Origin of the sequence: Caballeronia sp. dw_19 (assembly GCF_018449515.1) — a bacterium.
Taxonomy (GTDB): Bacteria; Pseudomonadota; Gammaproteobacteria; order Burkholderiales; family Burkholderiaceae; genus Caballeronia.
The window spans coordinates 142,871-163,372 of the sequence record NZ_JAAVUQ010000015.1 but is presented as its reverse complement, the minus strand read 5'-3'; the positions used below and the strand labels follow the sequence as shown (position 1 = coordinate 163,372).

The following is a 20,502-nucleotide window of genomic DNA, read 5'->3' as shown; positions in this document are numbered from 1 at the left end:
GGCCTGAAGCATCACGGCTTGAGGATGCTGCCGTCCCGGCGCCGGACCTCAGGCCATCCCCCGCCGAAGGGGTGATCAATCAGCGGATAACGCGCGGCGAGTTTCTCGTCAATATCAATACCCAATCCCGGCTGCTCATTGCACCATTGCCGACCGTCCCGTATCTCCGGCGTGCCCGGAAATACTTCCAGCGCGCGCTCGCTGAACAAGTGAGCTTCCCTTATACCGAAATTCGAGCACGACAGTTCCAAATGCAACTGCGCCGCATGACCGACCGGCGACATGTCGCCTGGACCGTGCCACGCCGTGCGAACGCCGAAGAACTCAGCAAGCACTGCAAGCTTTCTTGCCGGGGTCAAACCGCCGATCATGGAGACATGAACGCGAATAAAGTCGATGAGCCGGTCCCTGATAAGCGGCACGTATTCGCGCTGATTGACATACATCTCACCGCTCGCAATGGGCGTAGCGCATTGCGAGCGCAACGTGCGCAACCAGTCGTCGTCCTCGGGCGCGAACGGATCTTCGAGATAAAACAAATCGAATTCTTCGAGCGCCTTCGCCAGTCGTATGGACTTTATGGGCGGTAGCCGCTCATGGATATCGTGAAGCAGTTGAAGCTCGGTACCGATCTGCGCGCGTACGTGCGCAAAAATCTGCGGCACTTTGATGAAATAATCTTGGGGGTCCCATGCAGGTGGCTCCATCTCGAGACGGCTCGGCGACATTGGTTGGCACCGGACATAGCGAAAGCCCTCGCTCATTTTCCGATAAAGCTGATCGACGATCTCGGCACAGTCGTCGCTCTTTACGTGCGTGTAGACGTCGGCTGCCTGCCGGGTTTTGCCACCGAATAACTGGTAAACTGGGATACCTGCCCGCTTTCCTTTGATGTCCCACAGCGCTTGATCCAGCCCCGACAGTGCACAATTGAGCACTGCGCTATTGCGGTAATATGAGCTGAGGTAGCACGCTTGCCAGACGTCTTCGATGTTCGCCACATCGCGGCCCATCGCGAAGGGTCTCAAATACTCATGCACCGCGGCAGCGACCGCCAGCGGTCGTTGCGGAAACGATGCGCAGCCAACTCCGTACAGGCCAGGCACGGTGGTTTCGACCCGGACCACGACCAGGTTGTGATCTTCGGGCGCGGTGCAGATTGCCTTCAGGTTAGTGATCCGTACTGTATCCGTCACGGTATGTCCACGAAGTTTGAATCGAGCTTTATTACCTTGAAGATGAAAAACGACTTCATTTTTTCCCCATGACACGCATAACGTTCCCTGACCAAATCGATGGCGCGCACCGGCGGCCTTAGGTTATGCATGATGCCCTCCATCCGGACCAATGGTGCGCGTACTTATTCGCAGCGCGTTATCGCGCGATCTGGACCGTCACTGCCGTGCCCTTCTCCGCGCTCTCGTAGGCAGCGTCCACTACCTGCATGGTGCGATGCAAATCGGCAATGCCCGCGAGGCCCTCGAATCGATTCGCGATCCCCGCAATGGCGGCGGCCATGAAAATTGAAGTAAGCGGCCCGGAATCGACATTTGCATTCACCACATCGCTCTCACCTTTCACCGACGTAATGGCGATATCTCCGTTGCGGTCCATCGCCATGAACCCATCTTTCCCCCGTGCCGAATAAGAGAGATAGCGGAATTCGGGACATGTCGGGAACGTATAGCCGACTTCGAGCACTGCGGAAACGCCTTCAGGTGTTGTGATCAGCGCGGAGGATCGATCTTCCACGTCGTAAGCCGACGACAGCCGGTATTGCATTTGTCCCTGTACAGTCAGCGTCGTCGCGCTCGTCGCTTCGAGGAACAAGTCGATGTAATGGACCGCGAGATTAATGAAACTTCCGCCGCCCGCGTATTTTCTTTCAAGCGCCCAAGGGCTCTGATTGATGTACCGTTCAGGCGGACCCGATTGGAAGATGAACGTGGCGTAGTCCAGCGCGCCCAACTTTTGAAGGCTACCCCAGAGATTGCCCGCGCGTTGAATGAATGCGACCGCCACGGGCACTTCGTTCACTTCTGCCGCACGGCGAATTTCGCCAACTTCATCGGCGTTCATGCCCCCCGGTTTCTCCAGAATAATAGGAATTCTCCGTTCGATAAACGCGAGACACACTTCCTTCATCTGCGAGTGCGGACCCATGACCATCACTGCGTCGAGCTTAAGACTGTCATCGAGCAACTCGTGCCAGTCCAAGTGTCCCGTATCGCCGTAAAACGAGCGCACCTCGTCGAGCTTTGACCGGCTCGGGTCCGAATAGGCGACCAGCTCCGCATCACGAGCAATTGTTTCGCGGTAGAACTTGTGGTGCCAGTGGCTGCTGCCGACGACGGCCATACGCGGCTTTTTGAGTTCGGTCATGTTCGCTCCTTGTAGATGAAGTAAGGCTCAGGCGGCCGAAGCGGCCATGATGGAAGTGGGATTGCGATCGATGAGCTCGAGAGCTGTTTCAAAGTTTGCGATCACAGAGGCGGCGCGCTCTTTCGGATCTGGACGGCTTGCGGGCCAATTCGTTTTGACCGCAAGAAACACGAGATCGCATACGTGCCTGAGACTTTCCTCCGCAAGCGCCACGGTCATCAACGAAGCCGGTTCCGCGTATTCGCGCGCCGTGGTATCTGCAAATGCCAGATGAGAATCTGCCCACGCCTTGCCAACCGCATTGTCCTTTGCGGCCGTTCCGGATAACGTGAAGCCTTTTAGCAGTCCGGAAGCGCTTGCCTTTTTGACATGATCGACAACACGCGCCGGATCGCGCACCTCAATTAATGACCGGCCCCAATTGATGCTCATACCGACCGGTGAGCCAGTAAGGCCGTTAAGCACATTAAGTTCCTGGTCGAGCGTGAGGAAACCCTTCTGGGGAGTCTGGCCTTCGACGTAGGCATCGCAATGTTCGACCGTGACTGCGCAGCCGTCCCAATCGAGCCCCGCCACGGCGTCCAACGAACGCGCGAATGAATCCGCATGCGCCGTGTAGATCCGATCGCTGAAACCCGGTGCCGGTTGAATCTCCACGGCAAGCACTGCTTTGCGGCCGGCCGCGTCGTTGACTGCCCTGACCGCAGCGGCGATGTCAGTAATCATCGCCACTGCGGTCTCACGACCTGCCGCGTCAGGAGAGGCGAGACCAAATCGGTGATCGCTCGCCCAGGCCCCAAATGTCGCCGGAATTGCGTTGATTGTAAATACCCACTCATCCGGAACGATCTTCATCAGATCCTCGATATCGCTCTTCATCTGAGCACCCTTCCAAGCAAGTTCGAGACCGCCAGCGCGTTTGACCGTTGCAAGATGCTTGTAGTAAATCATTGAGTCTTCCTTATTGGCCGGCGCTGCGGTGTAACCAGCAATAATGAGTGTCATCGATGCCTCCTTCATATGAGAAATGGTTGCGTACGCCTACTTAGATGTACGTAAAGGCTGCGCTATGTCTGCGCGATCAAGTGTTAGGCGCGCAGACTCGAGCCACGGATCGATGCAATGATCGACCCAGCGGCCCGCATGGCAAGGGCTGCAACTGTGGGCGTCGGGTTCGCCGCTGCGTTGCGCGGAAAACTGCTTGCGCCTACCACCCAAAGGTTCTCCATATCCCAGCAGCGCAGCTCGGAGTCAACCACCGAGTTGGAGGGATGCGTCCCCATGATGGCGCCACCGGCAACGTGCGAATTCTGATAAGCAGCCAGGTTGTAATGGTCCGACAATGATTCAGTTACCTTAAGACTGTCCGCGCCGGTGGCGCGCAGGACCGCCTTCCCCACGGCCGCCATTGCCCGGATCTGCTTGCGTTCGTTCGTTTTCCAGTCGTAGGTCAATCGCAAGAGCGGGTCGCCCCACGCGTCGCGGTATGTGTTGTCCAGATCCACATACCGGTCGCGGTGCGACACGACCTCTCCGGTAAAGTTGATCCGGATCGTGCCGTTTGCGTAGTCGCGCATGGCCTCCTTCCACTCGTGTCCCCATCGAGGCACGCCGGGCGGCGCAATTACATCGGGCTTCGGCTTCAGCTCGAGATTCGAGCTATGCATCTGCACGCCGCCCACGTATTGCTGCGCGAGTCCGTCCGCATCGCATAAGCCGTTCTCGAAATCTGAGACGACCCAACCTGCGCCCGTTCGCAGCGAGCTGTCGATCGTGCGACTCCTGAAGAATCCAGCGGCGCCATACGTCATGTGATTGGACAATCCGCGCCCGACCATCCCGCGCCCGCTCCTCGGGTCGTAGGCCTCGCCGACCTTGGAAAGCAACAGCAAGCGGACATTGTTCAATGTCCACGCGGCGAGCACATACGCGCGGGCGGATACCGATCTTTCCTCTCCGTCCTTGACGTATCGGATACCTGTTACTTCGCGGCCAGCATGTTCCACCCGCCGCACCTGTGCACCGGTGATCAGCGTTAACTTGCCGGAGGCGCGATTGAACGGGTCGAGCGTATTCAACGGCGTGGCAAGCGTGGTCCCGTATTGTTCGCACGGCGTTCTGCGCACACCGTACGGATTGGTGTACGACTGATCGATCTCGGTCACCGGCAGTTCGACCACATTCAGGCCGAGACTGGATGCCCCCAGCCGGAAAATTTCCGAGCCCTCGTTGCTACGCGCAGGTTGCAGCGGATAGGGCGTCGAACGCCACCCGGCTCCGTCGACCGGATCCGTTGGACCCGACACGCCTGCGAGTAGCTCGAAAGCCGCGTAGCCGCTTTCCAGATCGTCGTAGTTGATTGGCCAATCCCGCATTTCAATTCCGTCGAAATCGGCGGTATCCAATAGATGCGCGAAATGTTGACGTGGTTTGAACGATTTCGGCTTGTATCGCGGGCTGACTCCGCCCCACAACACGCCTCCCCCGCCAACGCCGGAACCGGAAAGAAACGGCCCCATCCGGCGTATGGGAACTGCGTTCATCTGCGGTGTATATCGCAGCGTGAAAGTTTCCAGCGCAGCGTTCTGGGTGCGGTCGTGGGGTCTGCGTTCACGGATCGCCCCATGAAAATGACCGCACGGCTCTTGAAGGAGATCTGCGCCGCGCTCCAGAACCACCACATTGAGGCCCTCATGAATTAAACGCGCCGCGATGATACTGCCCACCCACCCATAGCCCACGATAGCAACGTCTGCCGCCTGCGAATTTTCCTCACTCTGCATGACGATCTCCGCTATCGGCCGGCGCGTTGCGGGCCTTGCTTGCGCGCATGCTCAGGTCCGACTCGGCCTGCGCGGATCGAAGCAGCCGTTTCCACGCCGATGCCAATCCGTATTCCCCGAGCGCCGGCGTGACAAACAACGCGGTGAACACCTCATCAAGCACGAGGCTAAAGAAGTCCTGCGCTTCCTTGCCCTCGAAACCTGGGAACTTGCCCTGCTCGAGTTGCTTGATAAGCTCGTCCTGCGTCTCGGCCGGCAATCTGTCGAAGGCAAGTCCGTCCACGTTTGTTGACCAATGCTGCAACATGTCGAGACCGTCGAGCAGCGCATCGCGCCGGCTTCTGCGGGTCTGCCAGCCCATCGCCGGATCGGCGTCGGGCACGAAAGGCAACCCTGCATACGAGTCTTCCCCTGTGCCAAACGGACCGCCCAGATGCGCGATGATGTCGCTCGCCACGTTCAGCTCACTCGCTCCGGGCCCCCAGTCAGTCGATGGATACATGCGTTCGACTAGCGCGTTGAGCGTACCAAGCTGCGTGGCTGACACCCCGTTGTTCTTATCAATTGACGGCATAGGAAGCCCTTAGGTGCTTATCGAACTCGACATCGTTCAGCGTCTTTTCGATCACATCGGAGAACCGTGGGTCAAGCAAGGCCGATGCATCGACCTTCTTGCCGATCAGGCCAAATTTCAACGCTGTATCGGCCAAGCCTTGCGAATACTTTGCAATCTCGGGAGTCGGCGCCATCGGCTTGACACGCGTGTACTGCCAGACGATTTTGGCTTGCTCGGCAGTCAGTTTGCGGTATTTCATGAGTGCCGCCTGCGCAAGCGAGGGGTTGCGGACGAACCAATCCTGCGCACGGATGACGCGGGTGATGAAGTCCTTGATCGCAGCGCCTTTAATCGGATCGTTCAGCGACCGCACGTTCGCCAAATATCCTGTATAGATCGTCACGTCATATTGATAAGCATCACCGAGAATTTGAGCGCCGCGAGCAAGCGCTCCCACTAGATTATCGCGAGGGTTGAAGACAATATCCACACGGCCTGTCTGTAAGGCCAACGCCTGGTTGGTCGAATCCAGGTTCACCACGTTCACGTCCTTGAACGTCCAGCCCATCTTATCCAGCACTTTGGCAGCGAAAAGCTCCCCAGATGTGCCAGGCAAGAAGCCCCAGTTCTTGCCCTTGCTGTCCTTGATGTCAATAACCTTCGACTGCGCGGACGCCGCCATGACAAATCGTTCGAATTTCGTCGGATCCCCGGGAGCGTTGACCAGTACATTGGTGTAAGGCACGGTAGCGGCAGTCCAGGGGGGCGTGGCCCCGGCGCTGGCTTGCGTCGCAGTCCACTGAGCAATGTTATTGCCAATGTCGACACGTCCGCTGGAAAGTGCAGTCAAAGTCTGGTCAGGATTGGAAAACGTCGCATAGGCGATCTGATACGGCGCGTTCGCCATGGCACCCGATTCAATGAAGATGCCCTCGGTTTCAGCCCCCTGCTGTCCCACGGTAATCGTCACACCCGACAGGTCCGGGCCTGCCGTGCTCGCCGCGCACGACCCAGCAGTTCCCACGACCAGCGAAACCACCAGCGTTGCGTTGGTACACATCCTAAAGAACACACGTCGTTGCAGCTTCGCCATACCTTCGTCTCCGTTTTTTACTCCGCCTAGCGAGATAGCGTTATCCCTTCGAAAATTCGTAGTCCTCAGAAACGCCAAGATGGTTAAGGAGAATCTTCCGGATATCGCGAAACTCGGCCGAGCTTCTGTCCCGTGGTCGATCAGCCTTCAGTTCGATATCCACGGCGAGCTCACCTTGCTTCAGGACCAACACGCGATCTGCGAGCACGATCGCCTCTTCAACATCGTGCGTGATGAAAAGCACGCCAGGCTTATGTTGCTCCCAGAGCTTCAGAACCAGGTTTTGCATCTTGATTCGCGTAAGGGCGTCCAGCGCGGCGAACGGCTCATCGAGAAGCAGGAGGTCAGGGGCGCGAACAAGCGCTCGCGCCAGTGCGATCCGCTGCGCCTCGCCGCCAGAAAGGCTTTTCGGCCAGGCGTTGATGTGGTCGGCGAGCCCCACTTCCGCTAATGCCGCGCCTACGTCTACACGATTCCTATCGGTCTTCGACAACCCAAGCAGCACGTTGCTTCGGACCCGACGAAAGGGCAATAGCCGCGGCTCCTGGAAAACGACTGACCGGTTCTGTGCGACTTCTAGTGAACCCGTGGTGGCTACTTCGAGCGAGCTCAGGATCCTCAACAAGGTCGTCTTGCCCGATCCCGAAGCGCCTAGCAGTGCGATAAACTCGCCCTTCTTGAGGTTGAGGTTTATTTCCTTGAGGACCGTACGGTCGCCAAATCGCTTCTGCACGTTGACCAGCGAAATTACGTCATTACCAAGCGTGGTGCGGTCGCTTGCAAACCCCTCTGTGACGCCGACCGCACGAGCCAGTTCCGGCACCTCGGGCCTGTCTAGTCCAGTGTCGTGTGATCGCGCCAAAATATCTGAAGTACGTGCCATTAAGCTTTGCTCCTTGCGAGCCATGGCATGGAATACCGCTCCACGATTCGCATAAATACGTCGACTAAAATCCCCAGCACTGCATACATGATGATGCCCGCCATAATGAGGTCGATCCGAAGCGCGTTGGAGGCCAGATAAATGATGTGGCCGATGCCCGCGTTGCTGTTCACTTGCTCAGCCACGATTAGCGCAAGCAACGAAGTACTCATCGCATATCGCACCCCAACGAGAATGGTCGGAAACGCTGCTGGTATGACAATTTGCATGACGATCTCGCGTCGGCTCATGGCGAACGTTCGACCGACCTCAACCAGCTTCTGATCGACCAATTTCACTGCCGAATAAGTGTTTATGTACACGGGAAACGTGCAAGCCAGGCTGATCAAGACTAGTTTCATGGTCTCACCGATGCCAAACCACACCAAGAACAATGGCACTACGGCGATGAAGGGAATCACGCGGATGATTTGCAGCGTCGAGTCGAACAGCTCTTCGGCCAGGCGCGCGAGACCGTTCGCGACGCCGAAGGTTAGGCCGATGGCCAAACCGAATGCGAGACCCGCGCCAGCGCGAGCGAGGGACGCGGGAATGGCCGACTGAATATCCCCGCCCCGCCATAGCTCGACGAAGCCCATCATGACGTCGGTTGGTGATGGCAACTGAAATCCCTCGCTCGTCACAACAGAGGACGTGACCTGCCAAAGCAAAATGACAAGGAGCGGTATCAATGCCCGCAGCGCCTGTCTTGCGTGCCTTAGCCAAACAAACGTCGCTTTATTGCTCGGCTCGATCGGGAGGCGGCGCAGGTCGATCGTGCTAGTTTTCGGGTAAAGAGCCCTGTTCATCAGTGTTTATCCTTCGAGTTGCCGAGATTCGACACGCGGCGCGTTGCAGCGATGACGGCCGGTTCGCTAGAGCCTCTTTGTTTATGAACTGAAATCAAGATGGATGACATGTTCGCGTGTTCGTACATTGCCTGTCTCCTATTTATGGTGTTCACCCACTCCACTCCTGCACGCATCGGCTCGCCATAGCCTTTTTGACTGGCCTCAAATAGCCATGGAACCGGTTCCAAATCGCATTTGACAATGGTCGTTTCCATCCTCCCCCTGCCTCGTACCATGCGCAAAAACAATCTTTAGAAGCGGCGGAACCGGTTCCATAACAACAATTCCCACTATGTCCTCATAAGCTTATGCATCAAATAGTATTAAGAAGGGGCCTACCCCGCAATAAGGGAAATCGCGTAGGTTTTTTTTAATCGCCCGTCTTGACAATTACCACATGGGCGTTTGCTACGAATTGCCGTGCCTTTCGACATCCTAGTCTTGGCGCAGGGTGCTCTGCGAATTGTCTGAAGGCTCATCTAATTCCCCATATGGCTACGTACTGCCTCGTAACAGTGACGTGCAGATAACCGTCAATAGTCGACATCCCGGCCAGCAATGATGAGCCCGAGCACTACGGTCAAACCGAGCGCCGGCAAGGCCGCTTCCGCCAAACTCAACAATGCCGCCACGACACGATCAGTTTTCCAAAACAAAACGTTCAGGGCATTTATCCCTCCCGTTTGCACCACTAAATGCGTCGTGGTCCGTAAGGGACAACTACTTAAGAACGTCGCGACAGGTAAAGGCTCCGCTCTCTTTCCGTTGAATAGTAACGACCGCTCCGCTAGTTGCTCGTCAAATAACGCAGACGAGCTTGTCTGGTCGCTGCAAGCCGTTGCTTTGCTACCCGCATAAATAATTTTGAGTCGGTCACTCGACGTTGGATATCGTGTTCTCGTTAGCTTAATTAAAGCATAAGCTTATGCAATCATCAAAAAAAGTTGTGAGTTCACTGGGCGGTTTCAAGGGTGAAGTGCAACAGGGAGTTTAGTGTTTAGCGCTTGGAGATTGGCTTGCTGAAACAAGGGTTGCAGCGAAGACCTCGAATGGCGAATGGAACGCGTGAGTGGCGCGCGGGCGGCTGTTCAGGCTGTCGGCGATCGCGTCGAGTTCATCCTGACTGTAGACCGATAGGTCGGTGCCTTTAGGCAAATACTGGCGCAGCAACCCGTTAGTGTTTTCGCAGGTACGGCGTTGCCATGGACTGTGCGGGTCGCAGAAGTACACCTTCCCGCCGGTCGCGGCGGCAAGCTCTTGATGGCGCGACATTTCTTTGCCTTGGTCGTAAGTAAAGCTTTGCCGTAAGGGCGCCACAATCGAATTGAGTTTGGCGGAGAAGCCCGCTAGCGCTGACGCGGCAGTGGCGTCCTCCATCTTGGCAAGCAGCACCAGGCGGCTGGTGCGCTCGACCAGAACGCCGACAGAGGATTGGTTGTTCGCCCCCTTGATGAAGTCGCCTTCCCAGTGACCTGGCAACAGTCGGTCTTCAATTTCGGGCGGTCGAACGTGGATACTGACCATGTCGGGAATCTGTGCGCGCCGGTCTGTGCCCCGCGTGCGTGGCATGCGCGTGCTGTGGCCGTGGCGCAGGCAGGCAATGAGTTGGCGGCGCAGTTCGCCGCGCGGCTGAGCATAGATAGCCGTGTAGATGGTTTCGTGCGAGACGCGCTGGGTCGAATCGGTTGGATACATGCGCTTCAGTGGGTTCTGTCGCAATAACGATGCTGCGGTAAAGTATTGGGATACCAACACTTTGCTTCGGCCCACGATGAAGAAGACTGCGACACCGCGAAAGCCCCTTGGTACGGGCATTGCCAAGGTTCTGAAGCGACTGCATTATCCGCTGGATGTGATGCTGCTGTGCGTGCGATGGTATGTGGCCTATTCGCTCAGTCTTCGCGATCTTGAAGAAATGATGGCCGAGCGCGCCATCGGCGTCGATCATTCAACGGTGCATCGGTGGGTCATCAAGTTGGTGCCGTTGTTCGAAAAGACGTTTCGCAAGCACAAGCGCCCGGTGGGCAAGAGCTGGCGTATGGATGAGACCTATATCAAGGTCAAAGGCTCGTGGAAATATCTGTATCGTGCCGTAGACAAAGCGGGTAACACCATCGATTTTCTGTTCAGAGCCAAGCGGGACAAGGTTGCTGCCCGGCGTTTCTTTGAAAAGGCAATCACTCAGAACGGTTCGCCAGAGACGGTGAGCATCGACAAAAGCGGCTCCAACCTGGCGGCACTGCATGCGGTGAACGCGCAGCGCGAGACACCCATCAAGATTCGTCAAATCAAGTATTTGAACAACGTCGTCGAGCAGGACCATCGGGCCATCAAACGTCGAACTAGACCGATGCTGGGGTTCAAAGACTTCAACTGCGCGCATGTCATTCTGAGTGGCATCGAAGTCATGCACATGATCAAGAAAGGGCAGATGAAGTGTACAGACAAAACGCTGCTTTCTGCCGCCAACCAGTTCTACTCTCTCGCTTCATAAGCAATACGTATCAGTCGTATATGCTCGACCATCTTGCCTTACTGCGACAGAACCATTGGAAATCACTGAACTTTTCGAGGACGCGATTGCCGTGGGCGAGCCATTTTCCCTGACATTGCGCGGTGCATGCGACGCGCTCGCTGACTGGATCGCTCGCAATTGGGAACGACTCTCGCCCGATGACCGTGTCGAGTTGATCACAATAGGTGTCGTGTTGCTTCGGCTGGGCATTGCTCATGATGTCAATCCCGCTCAGTTCAAGTTGCCTTCGGAGGGGAAAGACAAGGGGGAAAATTTGGCGATCGCGCCAAAGCGGACCTGGTCAGCGATCGCAGCAATATCGGGCGCAAAATAGCGATCTACGTCGTAGTACGGGACGTCCTGACGAATGACTCGCATCACCCGTTGCAAGCGTTCGCTCGTGACAAGCGGAGAGCGCATGTCAATGCCCTGGGCAGCTGCGAGCAATTCGATGCCAAGAATGTTCGTTACGTTTTCCGCAATATCACCAAGTTTGCGCGCAGCAAAGGTAGCCATGGACACGTGATCTTCTTGGTTCGCCGAAGTGGGCAGTGAGTCGACAGAAGCTGGATGAGCAAGCGTCTTGTTTTCTGATGCGAGTGCGGCAGCAGTTACATGAGCGATCATGAAGCCTGAGTTGAGCCCCCCATCCTTGACAAGAAATGCCGGAAGGCCTGACATGGTCGCGTCGACCAACAACGCAATGCGGCGCTCGGAGAGTGCACCTATTTCAGCTGCGGCTATTGCCAGATTGTCGGCCGCAAAAGCAACAGGTTCCGCATGAAAATTTCCGCCCGAGATTACTTCACCCGTTTCTGGGAAGATCAGCGGATTGTCAGAAACCGCGTTCGCTTCGATCAGCAGAACACGGGTCGCATGCCGGATCTGGTCAAGACACGCCCCCATCACTTGGGGTTGGCAACGCAGGCAATACGGATCCTGTACCTTGTTGCAGTCGAGGTGCGACACGTTGATGTCTGAATTGTCCAACAACCTGAGGTACGCGGCGGCAGCATCTATTTGTCCCTGGTGACCGCGCAGTGAGTGAATGCGCGAATCAAAGGGCTTGATAGATCCCATGGCTGCATCAACCGACATCGCGCCTGCAACCAACGCAGTGCGAAACAGATCCTCAATAGCGAACAGGTTAAATAACGCTAACGCCGTTGAAGCTTGCGTACCGTTCAGGAGCGCTAAGCCTTCTTTGGCTTGGAGCGATATTGGCGACAACCCAGAGCGTTGAAGCCCTTCGCGCGCACTAATACGCTCGCCTCGAGCGAAAACATCGCCTACGCCAAGCAAGGTCGCAGACATATGGGCCAGCGGAGAGAGATCTCCCGATGCTCCTACCGAACCTTTGATTGGAACTACGGGTAGCACGTCTGCATTAAACAACGTAATCAGCGCCTGCATGACCTCCCGCCGAATACCGGAGTGACCGCGCCCAAGGCTGGACAATTTGAGCGCGATCATCAGGCGAACAATGGGAGCCGACATCGGCTCGCCCACGCCGACCGAGTGCGACAAAACGAGGTTCTTCTGCAACAGATCAAGACTGTCGCGTGGAATATGGGTGCTTGCCAGTAAGCCGAAGCCAGTGTTTATTCCGTATGCGGGCTCGCCTTTCGCGACGATATCTTCCACGGTTTTAGCGCTTGCATCGATTGCAGCGAAGCTGGAGGGATCAAGCTCCAACGACACATTGGAACGTGCGATTTGGCGCAACTGAGCGAGTGTCACCTTACCAGGTGTGAGAATCATGATGAAGTCCTGTTCGTTGTCTGATGCAATGGATGGCGTGCGTGATCCAAGGGAAAACGTAGTGCGGATCGCATGCTTACTTTGCGGCGGGGCCATGCCCCGCCATAAATTGTCTTAATTGCCGGGAACGATCACAGCTAAAGACCTCTTCGGGCGTTCCGCTGACATCGACCTGGCCTTGGCTAAGAAAAATCACGCGGTTCGATACTTCACGCGCAAAGCCAAGCTCGTGGGTGACGACCAACATCGTCCTTCCTTCTTCAGCCAGGGTACGCATGACTAGAAGTACTTCTCCAACCAGCTCCGGATCCAGAGCCGAAGTCGGCTCGTCAAACAACATGACTTCCGGACGCATTGCGAGAGCTCTCGCAATGGCCACTCGTTGCTGCTGTCCTCCGGAAAGTTGGCTCGGATAGTGTCCGCTCTTGTTGCTCAAACCCACTTTGGCTAGGAGCACTTTGGCTTCGTGAATGGCTTCATCTCTAGGCCGCTTTTTAACCCGCGTGGGGCCTTCAATAATGTTTTGCAACACGGTCATGTGAGACCAGAGATTGAAGCTCTGGAACACCATTGCCAAATTGGTCCTGATCCGGTGGACCTGCTGCCGGTCGCTGCGTCGCAGGGTGCCGCTCCTATGCCGGGTGATATCCAGATGTTCGCCGGACACTGCAACTGATCCTTCGTCCGGTGTCTCCAGCAAATTCAAACATCGAAGAAAGGTGCTTTTCCCGGAGCCGCTGGCGCCCAGGATCGAAATCACTTCACCTTGTTTCGCGTCGAGCGAGATGCCCTTAAGGACATGATTGTCGCCAAACCATTTGTGGATATTTCTGGCCGACAGCGCGGCGACTGCTGCGTCATTCATGATAAGTTCCCACGGCGATGGTTACCCGCCGAATCAAGTATTGCCGGCCTCGGAATCACCCGGCCTCTCAGTGTTGAACTGCCGCCCGGAGCCAAGCGCCAAACGAACCTGACGAAGCCAAATGTCACTCACGGTAGCGGCACACATTGCTCAACAGGGGAAGCATCGGCTGTCTCCTGTTGGCAACCATCCCCTCCCCTGATCTGAATGTCAGTCAGCGAGCTCGACCGTCATCCAGATAAGTTCTTTCGTCTCGAAGGTCGACTTCCAGACCGCCTTGCCTACTTCTTCCAACTTGGCCGCATCTGCTTCATCGATCTCACCAAGCACCGGTTGTGAGAGATCCTCGGTCGTTGGTCCATACTGCACAATAAATTTTTGACCAGTCGATTGCGAGAACCGAAGACGTCCGATTGGCGCGTCGCAAATGCGTTCGCGGAGGTGAATTGGCGCCGTACTCACAAACGGCGACCAAGCGTACATCGACTCGCCGGTAACGACGGCGTGGTCCTGAATAGACGTGAAAGGAAGCGCGCCCACGAGGTCGGCACAAAGCTCCGGATTTTCGTTGGAAGCAAGGGTAGCGTTGACCGTGATGTTCAACGGCTTCCAACTGATACGAATCCGTTGCCCCGTCTTAATGTACGCACGCGTTGCACCCATGTCCGAAACAGGTGCCGGGGCCGAAAAAAGACGCTCTTCCGGATACTTGAAGTATTGCCCGAGTCCCCAGGGGAAGTAGTGAAACGACCATGCCTGCAGCCTGTTCGTGTAGTCCGTAAACGCGCGCAGTGCGGCGACTACGTCGGCTTTCGAAGGTTTGTCCTTCAGGTGGGCACGTAGTTCCAGGGCCAGTGCGCCCATCTTCGGAAAACCGCTATAACGAAGATAGTTGCTGTAAGATTGGTCGAGGGCATCTACGACCTTTGACAAGGATTTCGTACTGAGGTCCGGGTCTTCAGCAAGCACGACCAGCGGATACATTGTGTACATTGAGTAATCGCGGAGCATGCCGTGTGCAATATCCCATGTCCCAAAATACTGACCATAGCTTCCCGCCGGGATATCCATTTCGCCAAGACGAAGATCGGCAATTTCTTTCGGCTCTACGGTCATCATGCCAGCAGTTAAAGATTCTACTTCGGCAATAAATTCGCTCAAATTCCTTTGATTCTGGGACATTCTTTTCTCTCCAGTGGTGAACCAGGCATTTCAGTTAATACTCCAAAAACTTTGTAGTACGAAATACCAATAAAAACAGACCGCGTGGCTTATCTGATGACAAGTGCCGCGACTGAACGCGGACCCGTGAAAAAATGTGTTTCTATGGGGACGCACTACCTTGAAAGCAACCTAGTGAGCCGTGTCCGGTAGAGTTGCCTTGACGACCTTGATGGCCCCGCGACTACCCTGATGAAGATGCCGGGACATCCGCTTTTCAATGAAGTGCTGCATGATTGTCCACAGGCCGGTCAACGCCAGGTAATACACCGACACGCCCAGGTAAACTTCGAAGGTCATGAACGTCGCAGCTTGCATTTGCTCGGCGACGCGGAACATTTCGGCTACGCCAATGACGCTGAGCAACGACGTCGTTTTCAGCATGTTGTTGAATTGGTTTCCCAACGCGGGGATAAGTAAAGGCAGCGTCTGCGGCAGAATGATTCGGCGCATCGTCATGCCAGGGCTCATCCCATAAGCTTGCGCTGCTTCCCACTGCCCTCTCGGAATGGACGTAATGCTCGCTCGCGTTATTTCGCTCATGTACGCGCCCTCGTGCATCCCGAAGGCGATAATGCCCGCGGTCAAAGCACCACTAAAAGCGATCGGTCCAAGATGCATGACGCTTGGAAAAAGATCAAAGCCGACGAGATAAGGCAGTCCAAAGTAGATTAAGACCAACTGAACAAGTACAGGGGTGCCGCGGAAAAACCATATGTAGACTTGGTTAAACCCTCGGGCGACTCTGCTGGGAGACATGCTGGCAATGCCTAAAACCAACCCGATAATTGTCCCTAGAAGCTGTGAAATGGCTGCTGCTATAACGGTCGCGACAAGTCCTTTTAGCAGTGCGGGACTCGGCGAGAACACAAATTTTAGAAAAAAACTTGGGTCGAAGACAACGCCTATGTGATCTAACATGGTCACCCCTCTCCTTTGGTCGCCTGAGTTATTCGCATGGATGCATGCTGCTGCATACCGAGACGCTCTCTTGAACTCCCCAACACTTGACAAGAGATGTCATTGCTTCACTTGCCATCATCTTGTGGACGGATGGCAATACCAGCGCCTCTGCGCCAAAATCATGTATCGTCGTCACAATCGCTGCTAGCATCAGTGAAAAAATAGTCATACGAATTATTGCCTCCGTTTCAGGGGCTCGCATGTGATCCGAGGTCCTGGGAACATCGGTCGAAGTGCTGGCGTTCCTGGAACGATTGACCGATGCGGTGCCTGTTTGTTAACCCGCGACGACGTCAATACAAAACGTCATCGCCAGCCAGTACAGCTGCTTCTTCATCTATCGCCCGCTGGAGGGTTTCATCAGTGACGGCCTCAGCTGCCGCTGTGAGGCGCTTGCGCACGACATCAACGAGAAGCTGACGATGCGCCTTCGGCTGTAGCAACGCCAATTTCGCGAAGCGTGTACGTACTGTGTCCGGCCAGATTGCGTCGTAAGCTCTGCGCTCGGGTCCCATGTCGAATGGTGCTGGTGCCTGCGTCGAGCGTCTCGACGCTCGTTTGCATTCGGTGGCCTCCGCATCGATTGATCCGTCATTTAAAAATACAACGCCATAGTCCTGCGATGCTGCGGCGACGGATAACATGCCTCGTTTCAAGTCGCTTGCAATCGCAGGAAGATCACGGTCGAGCGGATCTCCAAATCCTCCGCCTGCGGGTGTCACCAGCCGAAGCACATCGCCACGCTCGAGCTTGAGAACCGTGACGCGTGTCAGGATTTCCTCGTTTTCTTTGCCCGGATTCAACGTTACTTCGGCCATGCGCCCGGGATGCCCCCCGTTGACGCTCCAGGGACGGAACGAAAAACGGTTCATGCCGCGTATCGTCATCGTCGCCTCTGCATCTGTGTTTTCGAGTTCCATCAATAGAGCTGCACCCCCACGCCAGCGGCCGGGCGAATAACTGTCTTCGACGAGCCGGTTTGCGTGAACAACAAGTACTGTTTCAACTTCAATGACCTCTGTCGGGACGCTCTTGAGGTATCCGGAGCGCGAATCGATTGCATCGGTGCCGTCGCTGCCGGCACGCCCACCGCCGCCACCACAAAGAGGGTTGATCACACTGACCTGGCGCTTACCACTGCGCGGGTCTCGCGCGCTGAGCACGATGACACCCGACATTCCAGGACCGGAAGCACTCAACCCTCCCTTGACCGCCTTTTGCAAACATCCGAGTAGAACGTCATAAACCCGCGTACTAGCAGCAACTCGTGATCCGCCGGCGGCTGGGAATTCTGCGTTAATGACTGTGCCCCGCGGAGCATGCAAAGATATGGGACGTAACAGCCCTGCGTTGCGCGGAGCGTCCGGCTCTACTGTCAGAAGGTAGTAAAGAAACGCTTGAATTGTGTAGGGATGCGTCCCTGCGCCGCTAACGAAGTTATATGCAGCCGGGATTTGCGGGTCGGTACCGGCAAAGTCGAACGATACGCTGTCCCCTTCCACGCGCATGGCACACCGAATGTAGGTGTATTGGCCAGGCTCGATGCCTTCCAAGTAGTCACCGAAATCGTAGGTGCCGTCAGGAATCTTCGCAATAACCGAGCGCGCCTTTGCCTCCGAGAAGGCCAACACGTCGAGCATCCCCTGCTCGACCACGTCTCGCCCATATGAAACCGACAGCTGGCGGAAACGACGGTCCATACTTTGGAGCGCCGATATCATGGCCTTCATGTCGCCCCACAAGTCGTCGGGCGTCCGGCTGTTATCAAGAAAGAGCCGACGGACGTCCTCGTTGATTTGACCTTTTTTATAAAGCTTGACCGGCCGGATGCGAATGCCTTCTTGGAACACCTCCGTGAACGCTGGCGAAATGCTGCCCGGGACGGCGCCGCCAATATCCGAGGCATGAACAAAACCCCATGCAAACGCGAACAGTCGACCATCCACGAATATAGGACGAACCATGGTCACGTCCATCATGTGCGTCACAAGACCGTCTGTCGAGAACGGGTCGTTTGTGAGAAAGCAATCGCCCTCTTCAATCCCAAGTTCGTGTAAAAGCTCGATCGTACGTTTGAGAGGTACGCCAATAAACGAGTTCACGCCGGCTTGACTTGGATAGGCGAACACCTCACCGTCCGGGGTCGCGACCGCACATTGGTAGTCTTGGACCAACTTGACGAAAGTTGTATGAGCCGTGCGATACATGACCGCTGACGCCTCTTCTACAATCGCGGTGAATCGATTATTCATCACTGCAGTGCGGACCGCTTGCATCTCAAACCTCCTTCGTCAACAGGATATTGCCGTGCGAATCAACCGTTGCGTTGAAGCCCGGCGGCACGAGAATCGTCGTGTCGCTCTGCTCAATGATTGCAGTGCCGTTGACTGAGTCTCCGGCGCGCAGGCTCCCACGGGCATACACGTTGCAACGGGGCTCCACGCGCGAAGCAACTTGAATTGTTCTTTGCCCGAGAAGCGCGTCGTTCATCGTGCCTTGACGAGGCAATACAGCGCCAGGAATGGGCGCTGGCAACATCCCTCGAATGCGGACTCGAAACTCGGTGAACTCGACGGCCGCAGAAGGGTCGGCGTGCGCGTAGAGTCGTTCGTGCTGACGATGGAATTCGCTTTCAATAACCGCGACATCTCCCGAGCGGGCCGCTTCCTCCGGAACGTTTACCGTTAGTTGAAACGACTGTCCCCGGTATCGCGCTTCGGCGCGATACTCGAATAGGGTTTCACGAAGTCCATCCCCAACGTTTTGCCCGTCCAGCCATTGCCACGCATGGCTTGCCAACAGCGCAAATTCAACCTTCGTTATTTCCGCGTTGGCCGCAACGCCCTGCATGCTCCGGACGTTGTCGTGCGTTAATCCGGCTACCAACCCGCCAAAAGCACAGAAAACCGAGGGCGTGACAGGAACCAACACTCGCCCAATACCCAACTCACTCGCTAACAAAGGGCCATGAAGCGAACCGGCGCCCCCATAAACAACCAGCGTGACATCCGCTGGGTCCAGCCCATGGCGTGCGAGATAGGGAAGGACGCTCGCGATCATGTTGGATGTTGCCACCGTCAGGCAAGCCTCAGCCGCCGCAACCACGTCTGTACCGAGTGCCTCTGCTATCGGTTGCATCGCGGCTTGCGCTGCAGAGAGATCGAGCGTCATTCGGCCGCCAAGGAAATGGTCGGGGTGAATAAATCCGCAGAGCAAATACGCGTCTGTTAGGGTTGGCTGCTTGCCCCCATGACCGAAGCAAGCAGGACCGGGGCGCGCGCCCGAGCTGCGCGGCCCGACCCTCAACACTCCCCCGTCAATCCAGCAGATCGAGCCCCCGCCCGCGCCAATGGCTTCAATGCCGGTGACCGGCATCATCAACGGAAAGTCGCCCACCTCGGCGTCGCCAGTAATCGACGGTTCGCCGTCCTGGATCAACGAGATGTCTGTGCTTGTGCCCCCCATGTCCATGGTAAGCATGCAGCGCTCATCAAGGGACACGCCCAGGTACTGCGCCGCTGTCACACCGGATGCCGGCCCCGAAAGCAATGTATGCACGGGGAGTGCTCGTGCCTCGGATGCAGCTAAAGCTCCTCCGTTCGATTGCATGATAAAAAGCTTGGCGTCGGGTAGCGTCTCACCCAGCCAACGCTCTATCTCCGCAATGTACGAGTTCATCCGCGGTTTCACGTACGTATTGAGCACCGCGACGATCGCGCGCTCATACTCGCCGATCTTTGGCCAGATCTCGCTGGAGATAGAAACGTTTTGCAGGCCCGTCCCCGCCATGATTGTGTCTCGGGCAGCCAGCTCATGTGCCGGGTTGCGAAAGCTATGAAGGAACGCTACAGCGATTCCCTCGACTCCCGCCTCTTTTGCCTGCATTGCGGCACGCGCTACGGACTGCAGGTTTATTTCCTTGCGTGCGCGTCCGCTGGATGCCATGCGTTCGGGAATCTCAAACACCAATTCGCGCGGTACGAGAGGCAATACCCGATCACCCAGCAGATCGATTGCACGCCGCAATTTCAACCGCTGCAATTCGAGAATGTCGCGAAATCCTTCGGTCGTGAACAATGCGATCGGAGGGCCGCTGCGTTCGATCACAGTATTGGTTGCTACCGTCGTGCCGTGCATAACCACGATCTGCTCTCCAACTCGAGGCTCCATGCGCTTTAGCATTTCCTCGCACCCGATTTTGAACCCTTCGGCAAAGTTCGGCGGGGTCGACGGTACCTTCAAGGTCTCAACCTTTTGCTCGCCTTCGCGCCATGCTGCGAAGTCGGTGAAGGTCCCGCCAATATCAACTCCGATCTTAAGCATCTTTTCTCCGAGCCTTTAAGGAAAAGGCTGCCACGTTTTATCAAAAATTTTTGGTCAGAGCGCCTGCCGCGGCTGAAAGACGTGTGCACTTCGCACCCACCCCAAGCACGTTGTCACTTGCACCATCTGCCGCTCGACATCTTGTTCAACAATGAACCGAGGATATGTTCAATATATGTAATGTACAATTGTTTTTTTGTTATTGAACATAATTGAACCTCGTTTTCGGGTTGCCTGGCCAATTCGATTGGAATCAGGCCTTCATCG

Annotated in this window: 17 protein-coding genes and 1 pseudogene; 1 reads left to right on the top strand and 17 read right to left on the bottom strand. The window is 56.1% G+C overall.

Going from position 1 to position 20,502, the window contains the following annotated elements; genetic code table 11:
* Positions 1 to 11 precede the first annotated feature (11 nt).
* The 10 genes and pseudogenes from HB376_RS20995 to HB376_RS20950 all read right to left on the bottom strand — a co-directional run.
* On the bottom strand, positions 12 to 1,196 hold the full coding sequence (locus HB376_RS20995) for an enolase C-terminal domain-like protein (RefSeq protein WP_213765589.1): 1,185 nt from the start codon (positions 1,194 to 1,196) through the stop codon (positions 12 to 14).
* A 178-nt stretch (positions 1,197 to 1,374) separates the two neighbouring features.
* Positions 1,375 to 2,382 carry a Gfo/Idh/MocA family oxidoreductase gene (locus HB376_RS20990; RefSeq protein ID WP_213765588.1) on the bottom strand — a complete coding sequence of 336 codons (1,008 nt, stop codon included), beginning with the start codon at positions 2,380 to 2,382 and terminating at the stop codon, positions 1,375 to 1,377.
* Positions 2,383 to 2,409: 27 nt separating this feature from the next.
* Positions 2,410 to 3,387, bottom strand: a complete 978-nt coding sequence (locus HB376_RS20985) for a DUF4862 family protein (RefSeq protein ID WP_213765587.1) — start codon at positions 3,385 to 3,387, stop codon at positions 2,410 to 2,412.
* Positions 3,388 to 3,470: 83 nt separating this feature from the next.
* Entirely contained in the window at positions 3,471 to 5,165 is a 1,695-nt protein-coding gene (locus HB376_RS20980; RefSeq protein WP_213765586.1) for a GMC family oxidoreductase, read from the bottom strand.
* Positions 5,155 to 5,739: a gluconate 2-dehydrogenase subunit 3 family protein gene (locus tag HB376_RS20975; RefSeq protein WP_213765585.1), complete on the bottom strand. Its 585-nt coding sequence runs from the start codon at positions 5,737 to 5,739 to the stop codon at positions 5,155 to 5,157. The genes HB376_RS20980 and HB376_RS20975 overlap by 11 nt, the downstream gene beginning before the upstream one ends.
* Positions 5,726 to 6,814 (bottom strand): ABC transporter substrate-binding protein, encoded by a 1,089-nt coding sequence (locus HB376_RS20970; RefSeq protein WP_213765584.1) that lies wholly within the window; start codon positions 6,812 to 6,814, stop codon positions 5,726 to 5,728. Before HB376_RS20970 ends, HB376_RS20975 begins: the two co-directional genes overlap by 14 nt.
* A 40-nt stretch (positions 6,815 to 6,854) precedes the next feature.
* On the bottom strand, positions 6,855 to 7,697 hold the full coding sequence (locus HB376_RS20965) for an ABC transporter ATP-binding protein (protein WP_213765583.1): 843 nt from the start codon (positions 7,695 to 7,697) through the stop codon (positions 6,855 to 6,857).
* Complete coding sequence (locus HB376_RS20960) at positions 7,697 to 8,545, bottom strand: ABC transporter permease (RefSeq protein ID WP_213765582.1); 849 nt, start codon at positions 8,543 to 8,545, stop codon at positions 7,697 to 7,699. The genes HB376_RS20965 and HB376_RS20960 overlap by 1 nt, the downstream gene beginning before the upstream one ends.
* Positions 8,545 to 8,802, bottom strand: a complete 258-nt coding sequence (locus tag HB376_RS20955) for a hypothetical protein (protein ID WP_213765581.1) — start codon at positions 8,800 to 8,802, stop codon at positions 8,545 to 8,547. The genes HB376_RS20960 and HB376_RS20955 overlap by 1 nt, the downstream gene beginning before the upstream one ends.
* Positions 8,803 to 9,577: 775 nt before the next feature.
* Positions 9,578 to 10,291, bottom strand: a pseudogene (locus tag HB376_RS20950) (IS30 family transposase); the annotation flags it as partial.
* A gap of 67 nt (positions 10,292 to 10,358) precedes the next feature.
* Here HB376_RS20950 and HB376_RS20945 point away from each other — a divergent pair.
* Complete coding sequence (locus tag HB376_RS20945; protein WP_213765580.1) at positions 10,359 to 11,081, top strand: IS6 family transposase; 723 nt, start codon at positions 10,359 to 10,361, stop codon at positions 11,079 to 11,081.
* 10 nt (positions 11,082 to 11,091) lie between these two features.
* Here HB376_RS20945 and HB376_RS20940 read toward each other — a convergent pair whose 3' ends face one another.
* The 7 genes from HB376_RS20940 to HB376_RS20910 form a co-directional block, all read right to left on the bottom strand.
* A complete protein-coding gene (locus tag HB376_RS20940; protein ID WP_213765579.1) occupies positions 11,092 to 11,319 on the bottom strand; it encodes a hypothetical protein in 228 nt (75 codons plus the stop codon).
* Positions 11,320 to 11,333: 14 nt separating this feature from the next.
* A complete protein-coding gene (gene hutH / locus HB376_RS20935; protein WP_213765618.1) occupies positions 11,334 to 12,866 on the bottom strand; it encodes a histidine ammonia-lyase in 1,533 nt (510 codons plus the stop codon).
* A gap of 73 nt (positions 12,867 to 12,939) precedes the next feature.
* Positions 12,940 to 13,728: an ATP-binding cassette domain-containing protein gene (locus HB376_RS20930; protein WP_213765578.1), complete on the bottom strand. Its 789-nt coding sequence runs from the start codon at positions 13,726 to 13,728 to the stop codon at positions 12,940 to 12,942.
* Between the two features lie 210 nt (positions 13,729 to 13,938).
* Complete coding sequence (locus tag HB376_RS20925) at positions 13,939 to 14,910, bottom strand: hypothetical protein (RefSeq protein WP_213765577.1); 972 nt, start codon at positions 14,908 to 14,910, stop codon at positions 13,939 to 13,941.
* 171 nt (positions 14,911 to 15,081) lie between these two features.
* Entirely contained in the window at positions 15,082 to 15,870 is a 789-nt protein-coding gene (locus HB376_RS20920; RefSeq protein WP_213765576.1) for an amino acid ABC transporter permease, read from the bottom strand.
* A gap of 335 nt (positions 15,871 to 16,205) precedes the next feature.
* Positions 16,206 to 18,188, bottom strand: coding sequence for a hydantoinase B/oxoprolinase family protein (locus HB376_RS20915; protein WP_213765575.1), 1,983 nt, complete (start codon positions 18,186 to 18,188; stop codon positions 16,206 to 16,208).
* Between the two features lies 1 nt (position 18,189).
* A complete protein-coding gene (locus HB376_RS20910; protein WP_213765574.1) occupies positions 18,190 to 20,235 on the bottom strand; it encodes a hydantoinase/oxoprolinase family protein in 2,046 nt (681 codons plus the stop codon).
* Positions 20,236 to 20,502: the final 267 nt, after the last annotated feature.